We start from the raw sequence: 24,692 nt of genomic DNA on the forward strand, positions 1-24,692 counted from the left end.
GGATGAGGAAATGAGCACGATCGACTATAAGATCGAGACCGGTGGCGAGGGGGACGATCCCTTCTTCGACCAGGTGCGTACAGGCGATCTGGAACAGGTCCGCCCGCTGCCGCGGATTTCGATCCATGCCTTCTGCGAAACCAATGCAATGCAGCGGCTGATGGAGCGTTGCGGGCAGGACCGGCGCATGACGAAGGTCAGCTTGCGCATCAACAGCGGCGGCATCGATGCGGCCGCAAACATGTTCGCGACCGTATCCACTCCCAATCTCATCATCCTCGAGACATCGACCGAACCGCGGTCGCTTTTGGCGGAACTCGCGCCGCTTGCGGAGGTCTGCGACCCGAGCACCAAGGTGATCCTCGTCGGCAAGCACAACGACATCGGGCTCTATCGCGAACTCATCCGCAACGGCATTTCCGAATACATGGTCGCACCGGTGTCCATGCCGGATATTCTCACCGCCGTTTCAGCGATCTTCGTCGACCCGGATGCCGAGCCACTCGGCCGGAGCATCGCCTTCATCGGTGCAAAGGGCGGCTGCGGCTCGTCGGTGATCGCGCACAATTGCGCCTGGGGCATCTCAAGCCTCTTCTCGACCGAGACCATTCTCGCCGATCTCGACCTTCCCTATGGCACGGCCAATATCGATTTCGACCAGGATCCGCCGCAGGGCATTGCCGAAGCGGTGTTTGCGCCGGAGCGCCTGGACGAGGTGTTCCTTGATCGGTTGCTGACCAAATGCTCCGATCATCTGTCGCTGCTGGCTGCCCCCTCCATGCTCGACCGCGCCTATGATTTCGAGACCGGTGCCTTCCACCCGATCCTGGAGATCCTGCAGCGCAGCGCGCCCGTTTCGGTTCTTGATGTTCCGCATCTGTGGACGGACTGGACTCGCGCCGTGCTCGCGGAAGCCGACGAAGTGGTGATTACGGCGACCCCCGATCTCGCCAGCCTGCGCAATACCAAGAACCTGCTCGATGCCATGAAGAAATTGCGTCCAAACGACAAGCCGCCCCACCTGGTTCTGAACCAGGTCGGGATGCCGAAGCGTCCGGAGATCACGGCGAGCGAGTTCTGCGAATCGCTGGAAACCGAAGCAGTGGCCATCATTCCCTTTGACGCGGCGCTCTTCGGCAACGCTTCGAACAGCGGAAGGATGATCGCGGAAATCGACAAGAAGGCGCCGGCAGCCGAAACGTTCTCACAGCTCGCACATCTCTTGACCGGCCGGGTAACGATGAAGAAGGCCCGGCGCGGCGGACTTGGCAAGGTGCTTGCCGCGCTCGGTAGGAAATAGACAGGACGTAGGATCACGCAAATGTTTGGCAAACGCGGAAACGAAGGCTTCGGCAAAAGCGGTACCCCGGGTCCCGCCGTTCCTGCGCCCGTGGCTGTTGCGCAACCGGCGGCGACCGAACGGCCCGCCGTCCCGGTGCTCGGTGAGTCGACTTCCGCGATCCCGAAGATCCAGCCTGCCGCCGCGTCGCCGACCCGTCGTCGCACCGCGCGAACGGAAGATTATTACGATACGAAGTCGCAGGTATTTTCGGCGCTGATCGACACAATCGATCTGTCGCAGCTCGCCAAGTTGGATACCGAAAGTGCGCGCGAGGAAATTCGCGACATCGTCAACGACATCATCACGATCAAGAACTTCGCGATGTCGATCTCCGAGCAGGAAGAGCTGCTCGACGATATCTGCAACGACGTGCTGGGATATGGTCCGCTCGAACCGTTGCTTGCCCGCGACGACATAGCCGACATCATGGTCAACGGTGCGGGGCAGACCTTCATCGAGGTCGGCGGCAAGGTACAGGAATCGGAAATCCGCTTCCGCGACAATGCCCAGCTCCTGTCGATCTGCCAGCGTATCGTCGGCCAGGTCGGCCGCCGCGTCGATGAATCGAGCCCCATCTGCGACGCCCGCCTGCCGGACGGATCGCGCGTCAACGTCATCGCCCCGCCGCTTGCGATCGACGGTACGGCGCTGACGATCCGAAAGTTCAAGAAGGACAAGCTGACGCTGGAACAGCTCGTCCGCTTCGGGTCGGTGACACCGGAAGGCGCCACCCTGCTGCAGATCATCGGTCGCGTCCGCTGCAACATTGTCATCTCTGGCGGTACGGGCTCGGGCAAGACGACGCTCCTCAACTGCCTCACGCGCTACATCGACGCCGACGAACGGGTGATCACCTGCGAGGATACGGCGGAACTGCAACTGCAACAGCCGCATGTCGTGCGCCTGGAAACACGCCCGCCGAACATCGAAGGCGAAGGCGAGATCACCATGCGCGATCTCATCAAGAACTGCCTGCGCATGCGGCCGGAACGCATCATCGTCGGCGAAGTGCGTGGTCCCGAGGTCTTCGATCTGCTTCAGGCGATGAATACCGGCCATGACGGCTCGATGGGAACGATCCACGCCAACACGCCACGTGAATGCTTGAGCCGTATGGAATCGATGATCGCCCTGGGTGGTTACAGTCTGCCGGCCAAGACCGTACGTGAGATCATTGCCGGATCGGTGGACGTGATCATCCAGGCGTCGCGTTTGCGCGACGGCTCCCGCCGCATTACCCACATAACCGAAGTGGTGGGCATGGAAGGCGACGTGATCATCACGCAGGACCTGATGCGCTACGAGATCGAAGGTGAGGATGCCAACGGACGCATCATTGGCCGCCACACGTCGACAGGCATCGGCCGGCCGCATTTCTGGGACCGCGCCCGCTACTTCAACGAGGACAAGCGCCTCGCCGCCACCCTTGACGCGATGGACAAGAACTAGGAGCCGCGATGTTCGGCATAGACATCACCGTTCTGGCACTGGCTGCTCTTGTCGCGATATCGGCGGCGGCGCTTGCCTATGGCCTGCTGTTCTCGCGTATCGAAAGCGAAAAGAAGGCGGAAAGCCGTGTGCGCAAGGTCAGCGCGGCGGAAACGGATCGCGCGAAGGTCAAGGCGGCGCGAGACCGTGTCAGCGAACTGTCGAAGCGGCGCAAATCCGTCCAGGATTCGCTGAAGGAGCTGGAGAAGAAACAGCAGGAGCGCTCGGCCAAGTCTTCGCCTTCGATGAAGGTGCGACTGACCCAGGCGAACCTCTCGATGTCCTTGGGACGCTTCTATCTGTTCAGCGCGCTTTTCGGCGTCTTCGCCTTTCTCGTCGCCCTGATCATGGGGACCGGACCCGCCATCGGCCTCGGGATCGCCTTGATCGCCGGCCTTGGCCTGCCTCGCTGGTTTGTCGGCTTCCTCGTCAAGCGACGCTGCAAGAAGTTCCTGGAGGAGTTTCCCAACGCGCTCGAGATCATGGTCCGCTCGATCAAATCCGGCCTTCCGCTCAATGACGCGCTCCGCCTCATCGCCGCCGATGGGCAGGAGCCGGTCAAGACAGAGTTCCGCCGTGTGGTCGAATCCCAGCAGGTCGGCCTGAGCGTTGCCGAGGCCTGTGCCCGCATGATCAACAGCATTCCGCTTCCCGAGGTGAACTTCTTCGCGATCGTCATCGCCATCCAGGCGCAGGCGGGCGGCAACCTTTCCGAAGCCCTCGGCAACCTGTCGAGGGTCCTGCGCGACCGCAGGAAGATGAAGGCGAAGGTCGGCGCGCTGTCGATGGAGGCCAAGGCGTCGGCCTGCATCATCGGTGCCCTACCATTCATCGTCTCATTCCTGGTCTACGTGACCTCGCCCGCATACATGATGGTGCTGTTCACCGACCCGCGCGGCCACCTCATCATCGGCGCTGGCCTCGTCTGGATGAGCATCGGCATCTTGGTGATGCGCAACATGATCAATTTCGATATCTGAGGCGCATCGATGAGCATGGACCTGATCAAGACGCTGACCGATCCGAACGTCGTCATGGCGGTTCTGGTTTCACTTGCCGTGCTCGCGACTTTTTACTCGCTGATCGTGCCGTTCTTCGAACGGGGCGATCTCGGAAAGCGGATGAAGTCGGTTGCGAGCGAGCGGGAGCAAATCCGCGCACGCGAACGGGCGCGGCTTGCCGAAGCACAGAGCGGCAGGGCGAGCCTGCGTGGCCAGAACAACGCCTCCATTCGCCAGATCGTCGAAAGACTCAATCTGCGCACGGCGCTCGTGGATGACAACACGGTCAACCGTTTGAAAATGGCCGGCTTCCGCTCGCAGAATGCCCTCAATACTTTTCTGTTCGCGCGCTTCTGCCTGCCTTTCCTGTTCCTGCTCATCGCCCTCGTCTACATTTTCGTGCTCGGAAATTTCGTCGAGAAGCCGCTGATGGTGCGTCTCTTCTTCGCGATCGGTTTCGCCTATCTGGGCTTCTACGCACCGAACATTGTCGTCGCCAACGCCGTCTCCAAACGCCAGGCGTCCATTCGTCGCGCCTGGCCGGACGCGCTGGACCTTCTCCTGATCTGCGTGGAATCGGGCGTGTCGATGGAACTGGCCATGCGTCGTGTCGCAGACGAGATCGCGGCCCAGTCGCAGCCTTTGGCAGAAGAAATGGTGCTCACGACCGCGGAACTTTCCTTCCTGCCTGACCGTCGTGCGGCGCTCGAAAACCTCGGCCTTCGCACCGGCCTCGAGGAGGTCAAGTCGGTGGTCCAGGCCCTCATCCAGGCGGACCGTTACGGTACGCCGATCGCCCAGGCCCTGCGCGTTCTTGCGCAGGAAAGCCGCGACCAACGCATGACGGCGGCCGAAAAGAAAGCGGCGGCGTTGCCGCCGAAGCTGACGGTACCGATGATCCTCTTTTTCTTGCCGGTGCTGGTCGCCGTCATCCTCGGACCTGCCGGCATCCAGGTCGCCGACAAGTTCTAAAACGGCCCGCTTTCAGGCGAGGATCGCAGGAGGCGGAAAGATGAGGAACAAAAGCGCGGCGCTCCGGCCCGGGGCGCATCAACCCAGGCGATCATCTCGCAAATAATGCGAAGCGCTTAGTTGTGATTTCACGCGCCACTCTCTAAAGGTACGGCAAACTCGAACGGCTGCTCCCAAAGGCTCCTTGAAACAGGATCGCGCTCATGAAGCTGGTGACCGGTAACTCCAACCGCGCCCTTGCCGAAGCCATTGCCAACCACCTAGATCTTCCCCTGGCAGACTGTACGGTCAAGCGCTTCGCCGACCAGGAAATCCACGTTCAACTTCATGAGAATGTACGCGGCGAGGACGTATACATTCTCCAGTCGACAAGCGCCCCGGCCGACGGCAATCTCATGGAGTTGCTTATCCTGACCGATACGCTGCGCCGCTCATCAGCACGCCGGATCACCGCCGTAATCCCTTACTTCGGCTATGCCCGCCAGGATCGCCGCGCCACCGGCCGCACACCGATCTCGGCGAAACTGGTGGCCAACATGATCGCTGGTGCAGGTGTCCATCGTGTCATAACGGTCGATCTCCACACAGATCAGATTCAGGGCTTTTTCGACATTCCGACTGATAATCTCTATTCAGCGCCCGCGATGACCCGCGACATCGAGGAGCGCTACGACATCACGAATTTAATGGTCATTTCGCCCGATGTCGGTGGCGTGGCGCGCGCTCGCGCCATTGCCAAGCGCATTGGCACCGATCTTGCAATCGTCGACAAACGGCGACCCCGCGCAGGCGTGTCGGAAGTGATGAACATCATCGGCGATGTGTCCGGGAAAAGCTGTCTTCTGATCGACGATATCGTCGATAGCGGCGGGACGTTGATTAACGCGGCTGAAGCTTTGCTGAAAGCTGGTGCTAAGGACGTTTCGGCCTATATTACCCATGGCGTTCTTTCCGGGGGCGCTTGCGAACGCATTGGTGCCAGCCTCCTCAAGGAACTGGTCGTGACCGACTCCATTCAGGAAACCGAAGCTCAACGCCAGACCGCCAACATCAGACGCCTCATCATCGCGCCGCTGATAGGCGAAGCCTTGGCCCGCACGGCCAGAGATCAAAGCGTTTCAAGCCTTTTCAGCTAGTTCGACTCACGGCGCGATACCAACTGCTATGACGGCTGGTGTCGGCGAAGATGAGGGCACAAAGCCGATGATCCCATCCATGTCGTCGGTGCGGACCGGCGGCACGCTGCTAGTTGGTGGCCTTCGCCTCGTCGACCTTGGCGAGCTGTTTCCACGCTCCCTGCTGGGAGAGCATCGAGCGCAGATAGGCGACGTTCGCTTCCGCCTGTTCGCTGGAAAGCTCTTGCCGGGCGATGGTCTCGGCCTCTTGAAAACGGCCCTGAAGCCCGACCGCCAGCGCCAGGTTCTGCCGCACGCTGCTATCGGAACCGGGCTGGCCCGCCGCCGACTTGAGATAGGTTTCTGCGGTGCGAAGATCCTTGGTCAGGAGATAGGACATGCCAAGGTTGGAGAGAACGGACGGCTCATTCGGCTTGAGGTCGAGCGCTTCGCGATAGCGCGCGCGCGCCTCCTGCGGGCGTCCGAGCTGGTCGAGGATCGCGCCCTCGGCCGATTTCAGTTTCCAGTCCGGACGGTCTGGGGTTTGGGCCCGGCTGATCGTCGCCAGCGCCTGGTCGAGCTGGCCGGCCGCGGCCTGCGCCTTGCCATAGGCGCCGAGGACTTCCCGGTCCGATGGATTGTTGATCGCGACCTGCTGCATGACGGCGAGAGCCTGCTCGTTGCGGCCGGTCATGCGCAGAAGGTTGGCGTAGTTGAGCCCGGCTTCGCGATCCCTCGGGTTCTTTTCATAGGCCTGGCCGATGCTTTCGGCCGCCGCCGAAAGCTCCGTCGCCGTCATCGACTGCACCGGCTTCGACGTGCGCGAAATCGAGCCTGTGGTCAGTTCCTTCTTCGGCTGGTTGGCGCAGCCCGCGAGCGTGAGCGCCACCAGCGCAATCGCCGCGCCCTGGAAAAGATGAGCGGCTTTCAAGCGTGAAGTCGTGCGTTTGGCCATGAGTGTCCCCAGCATGCATTCGCGCACCTGAACTGCAGACAACATCGGCGCAACTTTCACTCCAGCAATAATCTGTTAACCCTAACAGAGCGTTAATGGCGCGATTCCATCTCTGTCAGCCGAGGACTTTCATGGCTCCCTATCAGTTCGTCGAGCGGCCGTCGCCGTTCAACACCAACGCCGGCAAGACCCTGCCGATCTTCGCGGTCACGCCGGCGCACATCGAGACGGGGACGATCGATCCGATCGCTTTGGACTGGGCGCGCAAGGCTGGCTTTACCGCCGAATCCGGCGCGGTGCTGTTGATCCCGTCGTCCGACGGCCATCTCGGCGGCGCGCTCTTCGGTCTCGGCAGCAACCCGTCGGAGGCGCCGTTTCTGGCCGGTAAGCTCGCGCGTGCGCTACCGGCCGGCAAGTGGCACATCGAAACCGCGCCGCTGACCGCCAACCGCCTGGCGCTCGGCTACGGCCTCGGCTCCTATCGCTTTGAGCGCTACAAATCCGCCAAGGGCGAGCCGCCGACGCTGCTCATCCCCGCCGACGCCGACGCGACCGACATCAAGCGGCAGCTTGCCGGCGTATTCCTGGCGCGCGACCTCATCAACACGCCGACCAACGACATGGGACCGGAAGCGCTCGAGGCGGCATTCCGGGCGCTGGCCGCCCATTACAAGGCTGATGTTTCCGTCATATCAGGCGAAGCGCTGCTGACGCAGAACTTCCCGCTGGTCCATACCGTCGGTCGCGCCAGCGCCGAGGCGCCGCGCCTTCTCGAGTTGCGCTGGGGCAAGAAGGGTCACAAGAAGGTTACGCTGGTCGGCAAGGGCGTCTGCTTCGATACCGGCGGCCTCGACATCAAGCCATCGGCCTCCATGCTCCTGATGAAGAAGGACATGGGCGGTGCCGCCAACGTTCTTGGCCTCGCGCTGATGATCATGGACGCCAAGCTCAAGGTCGATCTGCGCGTCATCGTTCCGGTGGTCGAAAACTCGATCTCCGCCAATGCCTTCCGCCCGGGTGACATCTACCGCAGCCGCAAGGGGCTGACGGTGCAGATCGACAACACCGATGCCGAGGGCCGGCTGATCCTGGCCGATGCGCTCGCCTATGCCGACGAGGAAAAAACCGACCTGCTCGTCGACATGGCAACGCTGACCGGCGCCGCCCGCGTCGCGCTCGGCCCGGACCTGCCGCCCTTCTTCACCGACGATACCGATCTCGCCCACGATCTCTCCGAAGCGAGCCTCGAGGTCGACGATCCGATGTGGCGCATGCCGCTCTACAACGGCTACGACAAGGACGTCTCGGCGCGGATCGCAGATCTGACCAATGCGCCGGCGGGCGGCATGGCCGGTTCGATCACCGCGGCGCTCTTCCTCAGGCGTTTCGTCACCAACACCAAGAGCTGGGTGCATTTCGACATTTTCGGATGGGCGCAGTCCGAGCGGCCGCATTCGCCGATCGGCGGCGAGGCACAGGCCATCCGGGCGCTCTATCATCACATCCGGAAGATGGCGAAATAGGCTGGCCCTATTCGGTCTGTAAAAAGAAACGCTTGCGTAACGATCCGCCGCTATCGTGGCGGGTCAGTCCCATGCGCAGGAGCCGCCATTGCCGATCGAGCTTACGCCTTCCCAGGCCCTCGGGCTTTGGCATGCGGTGTCGCTCGCCCAGGTCCGGGTCGACAGCCGCGATCTGACCTTGCGGCAGTTGGCGATCCTCTTGCACATCTACCTCGTGCCGCCGCCGCACACCGTGCGCGGTCTGGCGGCGACGCTGGGCGTCACCAAGCCGGTTATCACCCGGGCGCTCGATACGATGGGGGCGCTTGGTCTCGTCGATCGCGTCCGCGATGACCGTGATCGCCGCAACGTCGTCATCAAAAGGACAGTCGAGGGTGCCATCTATCTTGAAAAATTCGGTGACCTGATCATTGATCAGGGCCGCAAACAGCCCAAGTGAGTAGATATGTCGACACTCCCCGATCGCCGCTTGAATGCCTATCGACCCGACCTCGCAGAGAGCCGTCTTCGCGGTGTCGTGCAAGCCGAACGCTACGTCGAGGGAAGCGTTGCCCGCGTCTCGGTTCCGGTGGCGCCCCTGCGGGCGACGCCCGAACTCACCTGCGGCACCGACACAGAGCTGCTGCTAGGCGAATCGGTTCGGGTGCTCGACACCAACGCGAGCTGGTGCTGGGTGAAGGCCGATCTCGACGGCTATGTCGGCTACCTGCCGGAGTATTGCCTCGCGCCGGTGATCAAAAGCCCGACACATATCGTCTCAGTGCCGCGCACCTTCGTCTATACCGGCCATGATCTGCGCCTTCCGACCGTTTATCCGCTGTCGATGGGTAGCCGGTTGACGGTTGTCGATGAGCGTGAAACCCGGGGGACGCGCTACTTCCTGCTCGATGGCGGTCAGGCGGTCATCGCCAATCACTGCATCGAGGTCGGCAGTGTCGTGCCGGGAGACTATGTCTCGGTCGCTGCCCGTTTCGTCGAAACGCCGTATCTCTGGGGCGGTCGCTCAGGCTTCGGCATCGATTGCTCCGGCCTCGTGCAACTGTCGATGATGATGGTCGGCAGGCTCGCGCCGCGCGATTCGGACATGCAGGCAGCGGGCCTGGGAACGCCGATTGCGCGCGAGGAGCTCAAGCGCGGCGACCTCGTCTTCTGGAAAGGGCACGTCGCGCTGATGGAGGACGACCAAACCCTGATTCATGCCAACGGCCACACCATGACCGTTGCGCGCGAGGGGTTGGAAGCCTCGATCGAACGTATTGGTTGGCTCTATGACCAGCCGACGGGCTATCGCCGTCCCTGATCGCCCGTTATGCGGGAGGTGAGCGAGGAGGCTGCTGCTTGCTTCGTCGTCGCCGATCCAGGGACAAAACACCCATGCAAAGTGCTATAGCGACGGTTGTGTGTCCGAAAGCACGCGCGGCGCTGTAAGCTGCACACCGCGCCTGCGCTCAATCAATAGCCGGCTACCTTGTCGACCACATGTTCGAGCGGCTGCCCGCTTTCGAAGCGGGCGATCTGATGCTCGACATGGCGGAACAGCGCCTTGACGTCGGAGGATGCCGCCACATGCGGCGTCACGTAGACGTTCGGCATGGTCCAGAAGCGGCTGTCGCGGACAAGCGGTTCCTCTTCGAAGACATCGAGCGAGGCGCCGCCGAGCACGCCACTGTCGAGTGCCTCAAGGATATCCGCTTCGACCTGACTGCCGCCGCGGCCGGCATTGATGAAGACAGGCGCACCGAACGGGCCGTTGCGGCTGAGTTTGGCAAACAGGCGCAGATTGAAGATACCCCGCGTGTCCGGGGTCAGCGGCAGCAGGCCGACGAGGAAGTCCGTGCGCGCCAGGAAGGTGTCGAGCTCGCTGCCGCCAAAGGTCTCGATGCCCGGGACAGACCTCTTGGTTCGCGACCACCCCACCACCTTGAAGCCCATGAGGGAGAGCTTGCGGGCGGCGTCCTGGCCGAGGACGCCCATGCCCATGATGCCGACTGTAACGTCGGCGGCTTCCGGCTGGGTCAGATCGCGCCATTCGCGCTTCGCCGCCAGCGCCTCGTAGATGCGGTGCTGACGCAGATGCATGAGGCACTGCATGACCACCCATTCGCTCATGCGCGTCGTCAGTGTCTGATCGACGAAGCGCACGAGCGGCACCTCGGGAAGCCCGGGAAGCGTCAGCACGTGATCGACGCCGGCGCCACCGGAGAAGACCACCTTGAGGTCTGGCGCCCGTTCGAAGAGATCCGGTGCCGATTTCCACACCACCGCATAGTCGATACCCGAGAGGTCGCGATTGTGATGCACGACATCGGCGCGATTGATCACCTCGCGATCGGGAAAGGCGCCGCGAAGGGCCTCCTCCACCTCTTCCGGAATGAACTTCAGATCGACGATGACGGGGCTCTTTGCAGACATTGCGGGCACTCTACTGACGGATCGCGGTGAGATTGACGGCTTCGATGTTGAACGCGGCCGCCATCAGCGCCTTGGTATAGTCCTCGGTCGGCGCCTTGAAGATGCGTTCGGCCGGCCCCTGTTCCACCACCTTGCCCATGCGCATCACGATCATCTCGTTCGCAAGTGCCCGCACGACTTTCAGGTCGTGGCTGATGAACAGATAGGCGAGGTCGTGTTTGCTCTGCAGGTCGCGCAGAAGATCGACCACCTGCGCCTGCACGCTCATGTCGAGCGCCGAGGTCGGTTCGTCGAGCATGACGAATTGCGGCTTGAGCACCATGGCACGGGCGATGGCGATGCGCTGGCGTTGTCCGCCGGAAAATTCGTGCGGGTAGCGCCAGCGGGTCGAAGGATCGAGCCCGACCTCTTCGAGTGCGGCAGCGACGCGCGCATCGCGCTCGTTTTCGGAGAGGGACCGCTCGTGGATCTTCAGGCCCTCGGCAATGATATCGGCCACCGACATGCGCGGGCTGAGCGAGCCATAGGGGTCCTGGAAGACGATCTGCATCCGGTTTCGCAGCGGCCGCATCTCGTTGAAGCTGTAACGGTCGATGTCCTTGCCGACGAATGCAATGCGTCCCTTGGACGAGATCAGCCGCGTCAAGGCGAGCCCGAGGGTCGTCTTGCCGGAGCCGGATTCCCCGACGACGCCCAGTGTCTGACCGGCGCGCAGCCTGAGGTCGATACCGTCGACCGCCTTCACATGGTCGACCACCTTACGCAGGAAGCCGGCCTTGATCGGGAACCAGACCTTCATGTCGGAGGCTTCCATCACGATCGGCTTCGACGCATCCGAGGGTGGCGGGCTTCCCTTCGGTTCGGACGCCAGCAGATGGCGGGTATAGGCGTGTTGCGGGTTGGCGAAGATCTCGGCGGTCGGCCCGGTCTCGACAATCTTGCCCTTGGTCATCACGCAGACCCGGTCGGCGATCTTGCGCACGATGCCGAGGTCGTGGGTGATGAACAGCATCGACATGCCGTGCTCGTCCTTGAGCTTCTTCAGAAGCTCGAGGATCTGCGCCTGTACCGTCACGTCGAGCGCCGTCGTCGGTTCGTCGGCGATCAGCAGTTCCGGCCGGTTGGCGAGCGCCATGGCGATCATGACGCGCTGGCGCTGGCCGCCGGAGAGCTCATGCGGATAGGCGCTGAGGCGTTTCTCCGGCTCGCGGATGCCGACCTGGTTCAGGAGCTCGAGAATGCGGGTGCGCGCAGCGGCCCCCTCGAGCCCCTGGTGCAGTTCGAGAATCTCGCCGATCTGCCGCTCGATCGAATGCAGCGGATTGAGCGAGGTCATCGGTTCCTGGAAGATCATGGTGATGTCGTTGCCGCGCACGTTGCGCAGTTCCGCGTCATTGGCCTTCAGGAGGTCCTTGCCGTTGAAGAGGATCTCGCCGCTCGGATGGCTGGCGGAAGGGTAGGGCAGCAGCTTCAGGATCGAATTGGCCGAGACCGACTTGCCGGAACCGGATTCGCCGACGAGCGCAACGGTTTCGCCGCGCTGGATGTCGAAGGAAATGTGGTCGACGGCAAGCGATGTGTTGCCGCCCTGATGGAAGGCGACCGAGAGGTCGCGGACGGAAAGAAGGGGATCGGTCATCGTCGCGCTCACCGGAATGTCTTTCTCGGGTCGAAGGCGTCGCGCGTTGCTTCGCCGACGAAGATCAGCAACGACAGCATCACCGACATGACGCAGAAGGCTGTCAGTCCCAACCAGGGCGCCTGCAGGTTGGATTTGCCCTGGGCGATCATCTCGCCGAGCGAAGGCGAGCCCGGCGGCATGCCGAAGCCGAGAAAGTCCAGCGAGGTCAGCGTCGTGATCGATCCGGAGAGAATGAAGGGCAGGAAGGTCAGCGTTGCGACCATCGCGTTCGGCAGCAGGTGGCGATACATGATCGTGCCGTTGCCGACGCCGAGGGCGCGGGCTGCGTTCACATATTCGAAGTTGCGTGCCCGGAGGAACTCGGCGCGGACGACGCCGACGAAGCCGACCCAGGAAAACAAGAGCATGATGCCGAGCAGAATGAAGAAGCCGGGTGGCAGGATCGCGGCGATGATCAGCAGGATGTAGAGCACCGGCATCGAGGACCAGATCTCGATGAAGCGTTGCATCAGGAGATCCGTCCAGCCACCGAAATAACCCTGGACGGCGCCCGCCGTGACGCCGATCACCGCCGAAGCGATGGTCAGCGTCAGGCCGAAGAGCACCGAGATGCGGAAGCCATAGATCATCCGCGCCATGACGTCGCGCGCCTGGTCGTCGGTGCCGAGCCAGTTGAGATTGCCGACGACGCAGTTGCGGTCGTTCACACCTTCCGGATAGGCGGAGCAGCGCTCCTCCTTGCTCATCAGCCAGAAGGGCGCTGTCGGTGCCGAATGCGGGATGTTGGAATTGACCGTCTGGTAGGAATAGCGGATCGGTGGCCAGATCATCCAGCCGTTGGCCTCGATCTCGTCGCGAATGAAATCGGAGCGGTAGTCGGTTTCCGCCAGGAAGCCGCCGAATTTTTCTTCAGGGTAGTTGATGACCACCGGAAACAGCAGTTCGCCCTTGTAGGAGGCAACGATCGGCCTGTCGTTGGCGATGAGCTCGGCGCAGAGGCTGAGCCCGAAGAGCAAGAGAAAGATCCAGAGCGACCAGTAGCCGCGCCGGTTCGCCTTGAAATTCTGCCAACGCCGCTGGTTGACCGGGGATAGCCAGCCGCGCGGCGGCACGGCCGCGGGGGCAGTCGGAGAGGTCGTCACGCTTGCCATCAGACATCCCTCCGCTCGAAGTCGATGCGCGGATCGACCCAGGTGTAGATGAGGTCCGAGAGCAGGCTGACGAGCAGGCCCATCAGCGAGAAGATGAAGAGCGTCGCGAAGACGATCGGATAGTCACGCTTGACGACCGAATCATAGCCGAGACGGCCGAGACCATCGAGCGAGAAGATGTATTCGATCAGCAGCGAGCCGGTGAAAAAGGCCGAGATGAAGGCACCGGGAAAGCCGGCGATGATGATCAGCATGGCGTTGCGGAACACGTGGCCGTAGAGCACCTGGCGATCGTTGAGCCCCTTGGCGCGCGCCGTCGTCACATACTGCTTCTTGATCTCGTCGATGAAGGAATTCTTGGTGAGCAGCGTCGTGGTCGCGAACGCCGAAAGCAGCAGCGTGATCAGTGGCAGCGTCATGTGCCAGATATAGTCGAGCGGCTTCTGCCACCAGGGCAATTGCCAGAAATTGTCCGAGACGATGCCGCGCAGCGGGAACCAGTCGAAGAACGACCCGCCGGCGAACACGACGATCAGCAGGATGCCGAACAGGAAGCTCGGCACGGCATAGCCGATGATGATGACGCCGGAGGTCCAGACATCGAAGGTGGAGCCGTCGGTGACCGCCTTCTTGATGCCGAGCGGAATGGAGATCGCGTAGGAAAACAGGAGAATCCAGAGACCGAGCGAGATCGAGACCGGCATCTTCTCCTTGATGAGATCGATGACCGAGGTGTTGCGGAAGAAGCTCTCGCCGAAATCGAAGCGGATATAGTTCCACATCATCGTGACGAAGCGTTCGAGCGGCGGCTTGTCGAAGCCGAACTGCTTTTCAAGTTTGGCGATGAATTCCGGATCAAGACCCTGGGCGCCGCGATAGCGGCCGCTTTCCTCGCCGCCGCGCTGCAGCAGGTCGCCGCCATTGCCGCTCAGTCGATCCGAGCCGCTGGCATTGGTAAGTTCAGAGATCACCTGCTCGACCGGGCCGCCCGGTGCGAACTGAACGACGATGAAGGAGATCGCCATGATCCCGAACAGCGTCGGGATCATCAGGAGCAGGCGGCGCAGGATATAGGCACCCATCAGGCCAGCCTTTCGATCGACGTGTGGGCGGTGGCCCGGACCCGCGAAGCGTCGGCATGCCGTCTATGATGTCTCAATCCTTGCGTCTCCTTGCGGCTGTCAGGCCCGGATCGGGGCTGGTGCTTGTTTCAGTGATTCGTTTTTTTGCATTTGGAATCGAGACGCCGCTGGAGTGCAAGGACTTCATTTGGCAGCGGCGGTTTTCGACCACCAGATATCGGGAAAGCCGATCGCATAAGTCGGTAGCTCCGCAGGCCGCGCGAACTTGTCCCAGTAGGCGATGTGCATGTCCCTGCCGTAGTAGAGCGGCACGACGAAATTGTGCGCGAGCAGGACGCGGTCGAGTGCCTTTGTCGCTGCCACGAGCGCCTTGCGGTCCTTGGCGAAGATCACCTTCTCGATCAGCGCATCGACACCGGGATCGGTGATCCCGGCATAATTTCGCGAGCCGGGCTCCTTGGCGGCCCTCGATCCCCATTGGTCGAGTTGCTCGTTTCCGGGGCTGAGGGTCTCGCCCCACACGATCCAGGTCATGTCATAGTCGAAGGCGCGCGTGCGGTTGGTGTATTGCGACGGATCGACGGTGCGCACGCGCGCGTCGATGCCGATCTTCTTGAGGTTCTGCGCATAGGGCAGTGCGACGCGCTCGAGCGTGGCGCTGCTCAAGAGGATCTCGAACGCGAACGGCCTTCCCGATTTCGCCTCGACCATCCGGTTGCCCTTCAGCTCGTAGCCGGCTTCCTTGAGCAGGGCGATCGCCTGGCGCAGGTTGTCGCGCCCGGCCTGCGGCGTGCCTCCCACGGGGTTCTTGTAGGGCGTCGTGAAGACTTCCGGCGGCACCTTGTCCTTCACCTCGTTGAGGATGGAGAGCTCGTCCCCTTCCGGCAGGCCCGAAGAGGCGAGCTCCGTGTTCCAGAAGTAGCTGTCGACCCGTGTATACTGGTTGTAGAAGACGGTCCGGTTCATCTCTTCGAAGTCGAAGGCATAGTTCAGCGCCTGGCGCACCCTTTCGTCGTTGAAGGGCGCCCGGCGCATGTTGGGCACCAGGGCCTGCATGATGCCGGTGGCTCTCAGCGGATTGGGCAGGCTCTCGCGCTTGATGCGGCCGTCCTTGACCGCCGGGAAATCATAGCCGGTGGCCCAGCGGCTCGCCTGGTTTTCCTGCCAATAGTCGCTGTTGCCCGAACGAAACGACTCGAACTCGACATCGCGGTCGCCGAAGAACGTATAGCTGATCGAGCCGAAATTGTTGTGCCCGACATTGACGTTCAGCGACTTGCCCCAATAGTCGTCTCTGAGCTCGTAGCGGATCGTCGCTCCGGCCGAAAAGGATGCGATCTTATAGGGGCCGGAGCCCATCACCGGTTCCAGCGTCGTCTTGTTGATGTCGCGCGGCTTGCCGTCCGGCCCTTGCCCCTCCCACCAGTGCTTCGGCAAGATCAGGAATTGCCCGAGAATATTCGGCAGTTCGTGGTTGTTCTTCTGGTCGAAATGGAAGGTGACGTCGCGTTCTCCGGTCTTTTCGGCCGACTTCACGTGCTTGTAGTAGTTCGAGTAGAGCGGATTGAGTTCCTTGGTCTTGTCGAAGCTGAAGATGACGTCTTCCGGCGTCACCGGCTTTCCGTCCGCCCATTTCGCTTCCTGCCGCAGGCGGAAGGTGGCGGACGAGATGTCGGCGGGGAAGGAGACGCCCTCGGCAAGCAGGCCGTAGGCCGTCGAGATTTCGTCGTCTGCGGACTTCATCAAGGTGTCGAAGACCAGTGCCAAACCGACGGCGGCCTCCCCCCTGTCGAGGATCGGATTGAAGGTGTCGAAGGTGCCGGTATTCGAGAGCCTGACGTCGCCGCCCTTCGGTGCGTTCGGATTGACATAGTCGTAATGCGGGAAGTTGGGCTTGTATTTGAGCTCGCCGACGAGCGACAGCCCATGATGCCAGTCGGAGTGTTCGGCATTGGCTGCAGGAGGAAGGAGAAGAAGCGCCGCAGCCAGAAGTGACGTTGCGAGGCCAGGTTTCATGGTCCTGCAGAAGTTTGGCATCCAGCCGGTACCCCTTTATATTTCAATCTTCTTTTTTTGAGAGCATAGGCGAAATCCCGGCAATTGACAGGCACTGCCGCAAATCAGGCGAAATTTTTGAGTCACATCCCGGTGATTCACAACCGCATGAGTCGCAAGGCTCAGGCAAAGACCGGGCTCTAGGATAGGGGTTCGTAGGACATCGCATGCTGCGCGTCGGCGTGGATGTCCGCGGGACAAACGGGACGAATTTTGATGATTGCTCCATTTCGACGCTGCGGTTCGGCGCTTCTGGCGCTGCTGCTGGGCACAAGCCTCCTGATTGCCGACAATGCGGTTGCGGACGAAACGCCGGCCAAGGCGCTGTTCGGCGCCAAGGCCCTGCCGACCGAAATGGCTGCCAACCCCTATGGTTTCTACGCGAAAGGTTGTCTTGCCGGCGGGGTCGCGATCCCGACCGACGGGCCCACCTGGCAGGCGATGCGGCTGTCGCGCAACCGCCGCTGGGGGCACCCGCAGATGATCTCGCTGATCGAGCAGTTTTCGCGTGACGCTGCCGAAAAGATCGGCTGGCCGGGCCTTTTGCTCGGTGATATCTCGCAGCCGCGCGGCGGCCCGATGCTGTCGGGACATGCCTCCCACCAGATCGGCCTCGATGCCGATATCTGGCTGACGCCGATGCCGCAGCGCACGCTTACCTATCGCGAGCGCGAGGATATCTCCGCCACCTCGATGCTGCAGAAGAACAAGTTCCTGACCATCGACCGTTCCATCTGGACGCCGAAACACGCGCAGCTCATCATGCTGGCCGCGAGCTATCCGCAGGTGGAGCGCGTCTTCGTCAACCCGGCGATCAAGAAGAAGCTCTGCGACACCTGGACCGGCGACCGTTCGGCACTCGGCAAGGTCCGGCCGATCTATGGTCACGACTATCACTTCCACATCCGCATCAAATGCCCGGCGGGGGCAACGAGCTGCAAGGATCAGGCGGCGGTGCCGGCTGGCGATGGCTGCGACAAGTCGCTGGCCTGGTGGTTTACCGACGAGCCCTGGGCGAAGCCTGCGAAGAAGCCGGGCGAAAAACCCGTGAAGCCTAAGGTAACGACGCTTGCCGACCTGCCGAAGGCCTGTGCGCTGGTGCTGAACGGTCCTGCGCCGGCCTCGGAAGAGGCCGCCACCTTTGGCACGGCCTATCGCGCGGCTGCGCCGGCCCCGGCTGTTGAGGGCATCGAGCATGTGATCGGCGCTGCCGCAGGCGACGTGCCGCCCGCCGATGTTCCGGTGCCGCTGGCCCGTCCGACCTTGCAATAGATCATGGACGCACAAGCGGAGTGGGAAGGCTTCAACCTTTCCATTGCCGCAACGTTCATGTATAGGGCAATCAAATCGATTTAAAGATTGATGCGAGGCCCGACATGGCGGATCGGAAATGCATTGCCCTGATCGCTCACGATCAGAAGAAGGACGATCTAGCTGCCTTCGCCAAGGCGCATGAGGCGGTTTTGTCCCAATGGCGCATCGTTGCGACAGGCACGACAGGCGGCCGTGTCCTCGATGTCTGTCCGGGGCTCGATATCACGCGACTGAAAAGCGGTCCGCTTGGCGGTGACCAGCAGATCGGCGCGATGATTGCCACCGGCGAGGTGCAATTACTGATCTTCTTCGTCGATCCCCTGACAGCGATGCCGCATGACGTGGACGTCAAGGCGCTGATGCGCCTTGCGATCGTCTATGACATTCCGATGGCTCTAAACCGGGCGACGGCCGAACAGTTGCTCGACTTCAACCCAAGGCCATAAACATGATCGCTTCTCATGAGTTGGGCGGATGCGGGCGGAAAATCGCACACTTTCCCTTGTGCCGCCCTAACTGATAGACAACGCTATATACCTGCCACGACCGATCAGGATGGATCTTGCGATGCCCGGCACCAGTGAAAATATCTTCCCCTTTCCGATCCTGATCGGCGATATCGGTGGCACCAATGCCCGCTTTGCCTTGCTCGTCGATGCCTTTGCCGAGCCGAAACAACTGCCGCCGATCAAGACCGGTGATTTCGAAACGATCGAGGAGGCGATGCAGAAGAGCATCCTCGACAAGACCTCGGTCCAGCCGCGTTCGGCTATTTTGGCCGTGGCCGGTCCCATCCGGGGCGACGAAATTCCGCTCACCAATGCCGGCTGGGTGATCAGGCCGAAGGACATGCTTTCGAGCCTTGGCCTCGAGGACGTGCTGATCATCAACGATTTCGAGGCACAGGCGCTCGCGGTCGCCGCGCCGGCGGACGAGGATCTCGTACAGATCGGCGGCGGCAGCGTCCGCCCGCTGACGTCGCGCGTCGTTCTCGGCCCGGGCACGGGCCTCGGCGTCGGCGGACTGGTCTTTGCCCAGCACACCTGGATCCCGGTACCGGGCGAAGGCGGCCATGTCGACATCGGCCCGCGCAGCGAACGTGACTTTCAGATCTGGCCCTTCCTCGAGCCGATCGAAGGGCGCATGGCCGGCGAGCAGATCCTTTGCGGCCGCGGCATCATGAATCTCTATCGCGCCGTCTGCGCCGCCGATGGTGTCGATCCGGTGCTCGCCGAACCGGCGGAAGTGACGACGCATGCGCTTGCCGAGAGCGACAGGGCGGCCATCGAGACGATTTCGTTGTTCTGCACCTATCTCGGTCGCGTTGCCGGCGACATGGCTTTGATTTTCATGGCCCGCGGCGGCGTGTTTCTGGCCGGTGGCATTTCGCAGAAGATCCTGCCGGCGCTCATGAAATCACCGTTCCGTGCCGCCTTTGAAGACAAGGCCCCACACTCGGCGCTGATGAAGGCGATCCCGACTTTTGCCGTCATTCATCCCATGGCAGCCCTCTCGGGCCTTGCCGCCTTTGCTCGCACACCGTGGGATTTCGGTGTTGCAACGGAGGGACGCCGCTGGAGAAGCTAAGCAGTCGGCGCGCGCAAAGACTCGCCAAAACGACACCAAAGCACTATAGAGCCCCGGGAAAGGTCGGGCCGGAAACTGGCTCGCCACACTGGGTCCAGGGAAGACGGGCTTTTTGAGCGCCAGCAATAGAAAACAGCACGCGGTCGATTCCGATACGATCAGCGGAATTCTGAAACGGGTCATTGCGGAAAACGGTCGCGAACACATTCGCGGCTATGTCTTTGCTATCGCCTGTCTGGCTGTCGTTGCCGCAACAACCGGATTCACGGCTTCGATCATGGAAACCGTGATCAACGAGGCCTTCGCCAACAAGCGGGCCGACATCGTCCTGCTCGTCTGCGGCGCGATCCTTGCGGCCTTCGTGTTGCGCGGCTTCGCCACCTACGGCCAGGCCGTTGCCCTGTCGAAGATCGGCAACAACATCGTTGCGCGTTACCAGCGCCGGCTCTACGCCCATCTGATGGCGCTGAGCGTCGGCTATTTCAACGAGACACGATCGGCACAGCTTGCGGCCCAGATCAGCCAGAACGTCAGCGGTATTCGCGACGTTCTCAATCTGACGGTCACGTCGATCGCCCGCGATCTTCTGACCCTGATCGGTCTCGTCGGCGTCATGTTCGCCAAGGACTGGCTGCTGTCGATCATCGTCTTCGTGGCAGCGCCGCCATTGCTGCTCGGCCTGCGCTACGTTTCCAGGCGCCTGCGTTCGGCGACGCGCGAATCGATCGAAGTCAACAGCCGCGTTCTCGGCGCGATGCAGGAAACGATCCAGGGCATCACCATCGTCAAGGCCTTCACCATGGAAGGCGAACTGCGCGGCAAGGTCGAGGCCATCATCGATCGGGCCGAGAACCGGGCGAACCGCATCGCGCGCTTAAGCGAGCGCACGGCACCGATGACCGAGACCTTCGCCGGCCTCGCGATTTCCGCCGTTCTCGCCTATTCCGCCTTCCGCTCGATCTATGCCGACGTGCCGCCCGGCGCCTTCTTCGCCTTCGTGGTGGCCCTACTGATGGCTTACGATCCGGCCCGCCGGCTCGCACGGCTGCAGGTCTCGCTGGAACGGGCCGCCGTCAATGCCCGCATGGTCTATGAAATCCTCGACACCGTGCCGCACCAGCGCGACAAGCCCGATGCCAAGGAGCTGGCCTTCACCGGCGCCGCCGTGGAGCTACGCGATGTCCGCTTCCAATACGCCAATGGCGACGAGGTTCTGAAGGGCGTCAGCTTCGTCGCCGAAGGCGGCAAGACGACGGCCCTCGTCGGTCCCTCCGGCGCCGGCAAATCGACGGTCATCAGCCTCATCCCGCGGTTCTATGATCCGGCTTCCGGCCAGATCCTGATCGATGGACAGGACATCGCCGACGTCACCAAGCAGTCGCTGCGCAAGGGCATCGCCTATGTGTCGCAGCAACCCTATCTCTTCGAAGGATCGATCCGCGACAACATCCGCTACGGCCGCATCGACGCGACCGACGCGGAGATCGAGGAAGCCGCACGGCTTGCCTATGCGCATGATTTCATTCTGGCGCAGCCGCAGGGTTACGACACTCCCGTCGGCGAGAACGGCATGACGCTTTCCGGCGGTCAGCGTCAGCGCCTGTCGATCGCTCGCGCGCTCGTACGCAACGCCCCGATCCTGCTGCTCGACGAGGCCACCTCGGCGCTCGATACCGAATCGGAAGCTGCCGTGCAGAAGGCACTCGATCACGCCATGAACGGCCGCACGGTGATCGTCATCGCGCATCGCCTCTCGACCGTCGTCAATGCCGACAAGATCATCGTCATGAAGGATGGTTCCGTTGTCGAGGAGGGGACGCATGCCGACCTTGCACGGCGACCGGACGGTCTCTACGCTCGGCTTCACAATCTTCAGGGTCAGTCGCCTGAGGCCAAGGCTCCCGAAGCGCCGGCCGGCGCCGAAATCTAAAAACGGACGAGAAGGAAATCACCGATGGGCGAAACCGATATGAAGCTCGTGGTGGTGGGTGCCGCTGGCCGCATGGGCCAGACGCTGATTCGCACGGTCCATGCGATGGGTGGCGCCAGCCTGCACGCCGCCATCGAACGCCCGGGCTCCCCCTTCATCGGCCGTGACGCCGGCGAACTGGCCGGTCTCGGACCGATCGGCGTGCCGGTCACCGACCAGCCGCTCGAGGCTTTCGTCGAGGCCGAAGGCGTGCTTGATTTCACGGCGCCGGCGGGCACAGTCGAGTTCGCTGGCCTCGCGGCTCAGGCCCGTATCGTTCATGTTATCGGGACCACCGGCTGCTCGGCCGACGACGAGGCGAAGATTCGCGCCGCCGCGCGCCACGCCCGCATCGTCAAGTCGGGCAACATGAGCCTCGGCGTGAACCTGCTCGGCGTGCTCACGGAGAAGGCGGCGCGGGCCCTCGACCCCGCCAACTGGGACATCGAAGTCCTCGAAATGCATCACAAGCACAAGGTGGATGCGCCCTCGGGAACGGCGCTGCTTCTCGGCGAAGCGGCGGCAAGGGGCCGCGGCATCAGCCTTGCCGACAATTCGGTGCGCGTGCGTGACGGCCATACCGGCCCGCGTCCGGCCGGCACGATCGGCTTTGCGACGCTGCGGGGCGGCTCGGTGGTTGGCGAGCATTCGGTCATTCTCGCCGGCGAAGGCGAGCAGGTGACGCTGTCGCACAGCGCTACGGATCGCTCCATCTTCGCGCGCGGCGCCGTCACCGCCGCACTCTGGGCCCGCGGCCAGAAGCCCGGCTTTTACTCCATGCTCGATGTTCTCGGGCTCAACTGACCTTTTCACTCTCAAGTCTCAAGGGGAATTCGACATGAGCGGTACTCTCGTCCTCGTCCGGCATGGCCAGAGCGACTGGAACCTCAAGAACCTGTTCACCGGCTGGCGCGATCCGGACCTGACGGAACTCGGCGTCGAGGAAGCCAAGGCCGGCGGCAAGGCGCTTGCCGACTACGGCATCAAATTCGACATCGCCTTCACCTCGGCCCTCGTCCGCGCCCAGCGCACCTGCCAGTTCGTGCTCGACGCCGTGGGCCAGTCCTCGCTCGAAACAATCCGCGACCAGGCGCTGAACGAGCGCGACTACGGCGACCTCGCGGGCCTCAACAAGGACGATGCACGTGAGAAGTGGGGCGAGGAGCAGGTGCATGTCTGGCGCCGCTCCTACGACGTTCCGCCTCCGGGCGGCGAAAGCCTGCGCGACACCGGCGCCCGCGTCTGGCCCTATTACCTGACCGAGATCCTGCCGCGCGTCCTGTCCGGCCAGAAGGTCCTGGTTGCCGCCCACGGCAACTCGCTGCGCTCTCTGGTCATGGTGCTCGACCGCCTGACCAAGGAGCAGATCCTGAAGCTCAACCTCGCGACCGGCGTGCCGATGGTCTACAAGCTCAATGCCGACTCGACCGTCGCTTCCAAGGAAGTGCTGGGCGACATGTCCGGCGCCCACTGAGTGCTCCCGGAATGCAGAATGAAGAAGGGGCGCCGCGCGGGCGCCCTTTTTGTTTTGCCAAGCAGTCGCAGGAATCATGTGAAACGGTTTTCCGTCCGGAACTACTGACCCGGAAACTTCAGATCGTGCCGTCCGCCGCCTTTCCGGCCTCCCATCCGAGGATCGCGCGCTTGCGCGTCAGGCCCCAGTGGTAGCCGGTGAGGTCCCCGCTCTTGCCGAGCGCGCGGTGGCAGGGGACCACGAAGGAGATCGGGTTGCGGCCGACGGCAGCACCGACCGCGCGCGACGCCGTCGGCTGGCCGATGTTTCCGGCGATGTTCGAATAGGTGGTGGCGCAGCCGAGCGGGATCCTCAACAGCGCCTGCCACACCCGGATCTGGAAATCGGAGCCGATCAGGAAGATGCGCAGCGGCTCGTCCGGGCGCCAGCGCGACGGATCGAAGATGCGCGCAGCATAGTAGGCGGTCGCGGCGCTGTCCTCGATGTAGCTAGCGTTCGGCCAGCGCTGCGCCATGTCCTCGAAGCTCGCCTGTTCGCCGCCGGCATCGTTGAAGGCAAGGCCGGCAAGCCCCCGCTCGGTGATCATCACGAGCGCGGTGCCGAAGGGGGAGGGGTGGTAGCCGTAGCGGATCGTCAGACCCTCGCCGCGCGCCTTCCATTCGCCGGGCGACATCGCCTCGTGGGTCACGAACAGGTCGTGCAGGCGGCTCGGTCCCGATAGCCCCACCTCGATGCTGGTTTCGAGCAGCGGCATGTCTTCCTTGCGCAGCAGACGTTTGGCATGGTCGAGCGTCACGGCCTGGAGGAAGGCCTTTGGCGAAAGCCCCGCCCAGCGGGTGAAGACCTTCTGAAGCTGCGTCGGCGATTGTTTCAGGCGCTGCGCCACGGTTTCGAGCGACGGCTGGTCGCGATAGTCCTCGGTCAGCATTTCGATCACGCGGCTGACCGTATCGTAGTCGGTGCCTTTCGGCGTGATGTCTGTGGGTACGGATGTCGCAATGTTCATGGCTCTTCTCCTGTCATGCCACAGGTAACCATTTGGCGGCCCCGGCAACCACCCGAAACTTGAGCGAATGCGCGGATTTGGGTCCCTTTTGTCGGTCGGCGGGCGTCAGCGGCGGCGAACGGTCGCAAGCGCGCCCGAAAGCGCGACCGCGAAGGTCTCGCGGTCGTCGCGATTGAGAAACGAACCGATATCGGTCCGCCGGCCACCGCCACTGATCGTCATCGAGACGATGCCGATCTCCTGGTGCCGGGCGACGTTGAAGCGCGCCCAGAAAGGATTGAACCGGTGTTCGGTGATCTTTCCGCAGGGGGTGAACTTGCGCACGGAAACATCGGTCCTGGAAACGCTGACCTCCTCGCGGCTGAGTGACGAGCGATTGTTCAGCCAGAAGGCGCCGAAGAGCAGCAGATAGTCGAGGCCGAAGAAGAACACGACCGGCCAGGCGCCGATGACGAAGAAGACGAAGGCGTGCACGAGGCTCAAAAGCCCGGCGAGCAGAAAGAAGATCTTGAAGCCGCGGCGCCCGAGCGAGCGGTAGGGCGTGAGCTCGGCGGTGAAGACCGGCGCATCTTCGGGCGGGGTGGTGACGTTGCCATTGGTCATG

22 protein-coding genes are annotated in these 24,692 nt (G+C 62.6%); 14 read left to right on the forward strand and 8 right to left on the reverse strand.

The annotated features are described in order from the left end of the window. Nucleotides 1-10: 10 nt before the first annotated feature. The 5 genes from AC1Z3V_RS17575 to AC1Z3V_RS17595 all read left to right on the forward strand — a co-directional run bounded on the left by AC1Z3V_RS17575 (nucleotide 11) and on the right by AC1Z3V_RS17595 (nucleotide 5,939). Nucleotides 11-1,300 (forward strand): CpaE/TadZ family protein, encoded by a 1,290-nt coding sequence (locus AC1Z3V_RS17575; RefSeq protein ID WP_483500694.1) that lies wholly within the window; start codon nucleotides 11-13, stop codon nucleotides 1,298-1,300. A 21-nt stretch (nucleotides 1,301-1,321) separates the two neighbouring features. Then, nucleotides 1,322-2,791: a TadA family conjugal transfer-associated ATPase gene (locus AC1Z3V_RS17580; protein ID WP_483500696.1), complete on the forward strand. Its 1,470-nt coding sequence runs from the start codon at nucleotides 1,322-1,324 to the stop codon at nucleotides 2,789-2,791. Between the two features lie 8 nt (nucleotides 2,792-2,799). Next, a complete protein-coding gene (locus tag AC1Z3V_RS17585; RefSeq protein ID WP_429810581.1) occupies nucleotides 2,800-3,810 on the forward strand; it encodes a type II secretion system F family protein in 1,011 nt (336 codons plus the stop codon). Between the two features lie 9 nt (nucleotides 3,811-3,819). After that, the gene (locus tag AC1Z3V_RS17590; RefSeq protein ID WP_429810583.1) at nucleotides 3,820-4,803 is read left to right on the forward strand and encodes a type II secretion system F family protein; all 984 of its coding nucleotides are present in this window, start codon (nucleotides 3,820-3,822) and stop codon (nucleotides 4,801-4,803) included. 203 nt (nucleotides 4,804-5,006) lie between these two features. Further along, nucleotides 5,007-5,939: a ribose-phosphate pyrophosphokinase gene (locus AC1Z3V_RS17595; protein WP_483500698.1), complete on the forward strand. Its 933-nt coding sequence runs from the start codon at nucleotides 5,007-5,009 to the stop codon at nucleotides 5,937-5,939. A 109-nt stretch (nucleotides 5,940-6,048) separates the two neighbouring features. Here AC1Z3V_RS17595 and AC1Z3V_RS17600 read toward each other — a convergent pair whose 3' ends face one another. Further along, on the reverse strand, nucleotides 6,049-6,873 hold the full coding sequence (locus tag AC1Z3V_RS17600) for a tetratricopeptide repeat protein (RefSeq protein ID WP_483500699.1): 825 nt from the start codon (nucleotides 6,871-6,873) through the stop codon (nucleotides 6,049-6,051). A 131-nt stretch (nucleotides 6,874-7,004) separates the two neighbouring features. Between AC1Z3V_RS17600 and AC1Z3V_RS17605 the strand changes: the two genes are divergently transcribed. The 3 genes from AC1Z3V_RS17605 to AC1Z3V_RS17615 all read left to right on the forward strand — a co-directional run bounded on the left by AC1Z3V_RS17605 (nucleotide 7,005) and on the right by AC1Z3V_RS17615 (nucleotide 9,696). Next, nucleotides 7,005-8,396: a leucyl aminopeptidase family protein gene (locus AC1Z3V_RS17605; RefSeq protein WP_483500701.1), complete on the forward strand. Its 1,392-nt coding sequence runs from the start codon at nucleotides 7,005-7,007 to the stop codon at nucleotides 8,394-8,396. A gap of 88 nt (nucleotides 8,397-8,484) precedes the next feature. Then, the gene (locus tag AC1Z3V_RS17610; protein ID WP_173515084.1) at nucleotides 8,485-8,835 is read left to right on the forward strand and encodes a MarR family transcriptional regulator; all 351 of its coding nucleotides are present in this window, start codon (nucleotides 8,485-8,487) and stop codon (nucleotides 8,833-8,835) included. 6 nt (nucleotides 8,836-8,841) lie between these two features. Further along, entirely contained in the window at nucleotides 8,842-9,696 is an 855-nt protein-coding gene (locus tag AC1Z3V_RS17615) for a C40 family peptidase (protein WP_483500703.1), read from the forward strand. A 152-nt stretch (nucleotides 9,697-9,848) separates the two neighbouring features. Here AC1Z3V_RS17615 and AC1Z3V_RS17620 read toward each other — a convergent pair whose 3' ends face one another. The 5 genes from AC1Z3V_RS17620 to AC1Z3V_RS17640 form a co-directional block, all read right to left on the reverse strand. After that, entirely contained in the window at nucleotides 9,849-10,808 is a 960-nt protein-coding gene (locus AC1Z3V_RS17620) for a 2-hydroxyacid dehydrogenase (RefSeq protein WP_483500705.1), read from the reverse strand. A gap of 10 nt (nucleotides 10,809-10,818) precedes the next feature. Then, on the reverse strand, nucleotides 10,819-12,447 hold the full coding sequence (locus AC1Z3V_RS17625; RefSeq protein ID WP_483500707.1) for an ABC transporter ATP-binding protein: 1,629 nt from the start codon (nucleotides 12,445-12,447) through the stop codon (nucleotides 10,819-10,821). 8 nt (nucleotides 12,448-12,455) lie between these two features. After that, nucleotides 12,456-13,601 (reverse strand): ABC transporter permease, encoded by a 1,146-nt coding sequence (locus tag AC1Z3V_RS17630; protein WP_483500709.1) that lies wholly within the window; start codon nucleotides 13,599-13,601, stop codon nucleotides 12,456-12,458. Next, nucleotides 13,601-14,683 (reverse strand): microcin C ABC transporter permease YejB, encoded by a 1,083-nt coding sequence (locus AC1Z3V_RS17635; protein WP_173515089.1) that lies wholly within the window; start codon nucleotides 14,681-14,683, stop codon nucleotides 13,601-13,603. Before AC1Z3V_RS17635 ends, AC1Z3V_RS17630 begins: the two co-directional genes overlap by 1 nt. Before the next feature lie 183 nt (nucleotides 14,684-14,866). Then, the gene (locus AC1Z3V_RS17640) at nucleotides 14,867-16,720 is read right to left on the reverse strand and encodes an extracellular solute-binding protein (RefSeq protein ID WP_483500711.1); all 1,854 of its coding nucleotides are present in this window, start codon (nucleotides 16,718-16,720) and stop codon (nucleotides 14,867-14,869) included. Nucleotides 16,721-16,954: 234 nt separating this feature from the next. Between AC1Z3V_RS17640 and mepA the strand changes: the two genes are divergently transcribed. From mepA to AC1Z3V_RS17670, 6 genes are all read left to right on the forward strand, one after another. Beyond that, complete coding sequence (gene mepA, locus AC1Z3V_RS17645; protein ID WP_429810605.1) at nucleotides 16,955-18,010, forward strand: penicillin-insensitive murein endopeptidase; 1,056 nt, start codon at nucleotides 16,955-16,957, stop codon at nucleotides 18,008-18,010. Between the two features lie 104 nt (nucleotides 18,011-18,114). Beyond that, a complete protein-coding gene (locus tag AC1Z3V_RS17650) occupies nucleotides 18,115-18,498 on the forward strand; it encodes a methylglyoxal synthase (RefSeq protein WP_429810607.1) in 384 nt (127 codons plus the stop codon). A gap of 121 nt (nucleotides 18,499-18,619) precedes the next feature. Further along, nucleotides 18,620-19,639 carry a glucokinase gene (locus tag AC1Z3V_RS17655; RefSeq protein ID WP_483500713.1) on the forward strand — a complete coding sequence of 340 codons (1,020 nt, stop codon included), beginning with the start codon at nucleotides 18,620-18,622 and terminating at the stop codon, nucleotides 19,637-19,639. Nucleotides 19,640-19,751: 112 nt separating this feature from the next. Continuing rightward, the gene (locus AC1Z3V_RS17660; protein WP_483500715.1) at nucleotides 19,752-21,569 is read left to right on the forward strand and encodes an ABC transporter ATP-binding protein; all 1,818 of its coding nucleotides are present in this window, start codon (nucleotides 19,752-19,754) and stop codon (nucleotides 21,567-21,569) included. A 24-nt stretch (nucleotides 21,570-21,593) separates the two neighbouring features. Continuing rightward, nucleotides 21,594-22,412 (forward strand): 4-hydroxy-tetrahydrodipicolinate reductase, encoded by an 819-nt coding sequence (gene dapB, locus AC1Z3V_RS17665; RefSeq protein WP_483500717.1) that lies wholly within the window; start codon nucleotides 21,594-21,596, stop codon nucleotides 22,410-22,412. Between the two features lie 34 nt (nucleotides 22,413-22,446). Beyond that, entirely contained in the window at nucleotides 22,447-23,082 is a 636-nt protein-coding gene (locus AC1Z3V_RS17670; RefSeq protein WP_429810615.1) for a 2,3-bisphosphoglycerate-dependent phosphoglycerate mutase, read from the forward strand. Nucleotides 23,083-23,200: 118 nt separating this feature from the next. Here the strand turns inward: AC1Z3V_RS17670 and AC1Z3V_RS17675 are convergent, their stop codons facing one another. Together AC1Z3V_RS17675 and AC1Z3V_RS17680 are read right to left on the reverse strand one after the other, a co-directional pair. Continuing rightward, nucleotides 23,201-24,088 carry a methylated-DNA--[protein]-cysteine S-methyltransferase gene (locus tag AC1Z3V_RS17675; RefSeq protein WP_483500718.1) on the reverse strand — a complete coding sequence of 296 codons (888 nt, stop codon included), beginning with the start codon at nucleotides 24,086-24,088 and terminating at the stop codon, nucleotides 23,201-23,203. A gap of 105 nt (nucleotides 24,089-24,193) precedes the next feature. Continuing rightward, nucleotides 24,194-24,691 (reverse strand): DUF2244 domain-containing protein, encoded by a 498-nt coding sequence (locus AC1Z3V_RS17680; RefSeq protein ID WP_483500720.1) that lies wholly within the window; start codon nucleotides 24,689-24,691, stop codon nucleotides 24,194-24,196. Nucleotide 24,692: the final 1 nt, after the last annotated feature.

The organism is Ensifer sp. 38_S197 (assembly GCF_056924495.1).

What these genes read in the sequence shown, in the direction of transcription:
- AC1Z3V_RS17680 (WP_483500720.1), bottom strand. Translation starts at nt 24,691, where the DNA reads ATGACCAATGGCAACGTCACCACCCCGCCCGAAGATGCGCCGGTCTTC.
- AC1Z3V_RS17650 (WP_429810607.1), top strand. Translation starts at nt 18,115, where the DNA reads ATGGCGGATCGGAAATGCATTGCCCTGATCGCTCACGATCAGAAGAAG.
- AC1Z3V_RS17595 (WP_483500698.1), top strand. Translation starts at nt 5,007, where the DNA reads ATGAAGCTGGTGACCGGTAACTCCAACCGCGCCCTTGCCGAAGCCATT.
- AC1Z3V_RS17670 (WP_429810615.1), top strand. Translation starts at nt 22,447, where the DNA reads ATGAGCGGTACTCTCGTCCTCGTCCGGCATGGCCAGAGCGACTGGAAC.
- AC1Z3V_RS17675 (WP_483500718.1), bottom strand. Translation starts at nt 24,088, where the DNA reads ATGAACATTGCGACATCCGTACCCACAGACATCACGCCGAAAGGCACC.
- AC1Z3V_RS17625 (WP_483500707.1), bottom strand. Translation starts at nt 12,447, where the DNA reads ATGACCGATCCCCTTCTTTCCGTCCGCGACCTCTCGGTCGCCTTCCAT.
- AC1Z3V_RS17575 (WP_483500694.1), top strand. Translation starts at nt 11, where the DNA reads ATGAGCACGATCGACTATAAGATCGAGACCGGTGGCGAGGGGGACGAT.
- AC1Z3V_RS17615 (WP_483500703.1), top strand. Translation starts at nt 8,842, where the DNA reads ATGTCGACACTCCCCGATCGCCGCTTGAATGCCTATCGACCCGACCTC.
- AC1Z3V_RS17605 (WP_483500701.1), top strand. Translation starts at nt 7,005, where the DNA reads ATGGCTCCCTATCAGTTCGTCGAGCGGCCGTCGCCGTTCAACACCAAC.
- AC1Z3V_RS17640 (WP_483500711.1), bottom strand. Translation starts at nt 16,720, where the DNA reads ATGCCAAACTTCTGCAGGACCATGAAACCTGGCCTCGCAACGTCACTT.
- AC1Z3V_RS17600 (WP_483500699.1), bottom strand. Translation starts at nt 6,873, where the DNA reads ATGGCCAAACGCACGACTTCACGCTTGAAAGCCGCTCATCTTTTCCAG.
- AC1Z3V_RS17630 (WP_483500709.1), bottom strand. Translation starts at nt 13,601, where the DNA reads ATGGCAAGCGTGACGACCTCTCCGACTGCCCCCGCGGCCGTGCCGCCG.
- AC1Z3V_RS17620 (WP_483500705.1), bottom strand. Translation starts at nt 10,808, where the DNA reads ATGTCTGCAAAGAGCCCCGTCATCGTCGATCTGAAGTTCATTCCGGAA.
- AC1Z3V_RS17590 (WP_429810583.1), top strand. Translation starts at nt 3,820, where the DNA reads ATGAGCATGGACCTGATCAAGACGCTGACCGATCCGAACGTCGTCATG.
- dapB (WP_483500717.1), top strand. Translation starts at nt 21,594, where the DNA reads ATGGGCGAAACCGATATGAAGCTCGTGGTGGTGGGTGCCGCTGGCCGC.
- mepA (WP_429810605.1), top strand. Translation starts at nt 16,955, where the DNA reads ATGATTGCTCCATTTCGACGCTGCGGTTCGGCGCTTCTGGCGCTGCTG.
- AC1Z3V_RS17635 (WP_173515089.1), bottom strand. Translation starts at nt 14,683, where the DNA reads ATGGGTGCCTATATCCTGCGCCGCCTGCTCCTGATGATCCCGACGCTG.
- AC1Z3V_RS17585 (WP_429810581.1), top strand. Translation starts at nt 2,800, where the DNA reads ATGTTCGGCATAGACATCACCGTTCTGGCACTGGCTGCTCTTGTCGCG.
- AC1Z3V_RS17580 (WP_483500696.1), top strand. Translation starts at nt 1,322, where the DNA reads ATGTTTGGCAAACGCGGAAACGAAGGCTTCGGCAAAAGCGGTACCCCG.
- AC1Z3V_RS17655 (WP_483500713.1), top strand. Translation starts at nt 18,620, where the DNA reads ATGCCCGGCACCAGTGAAAATATCTTCCCCTTTCCGATCCTGATCGGC.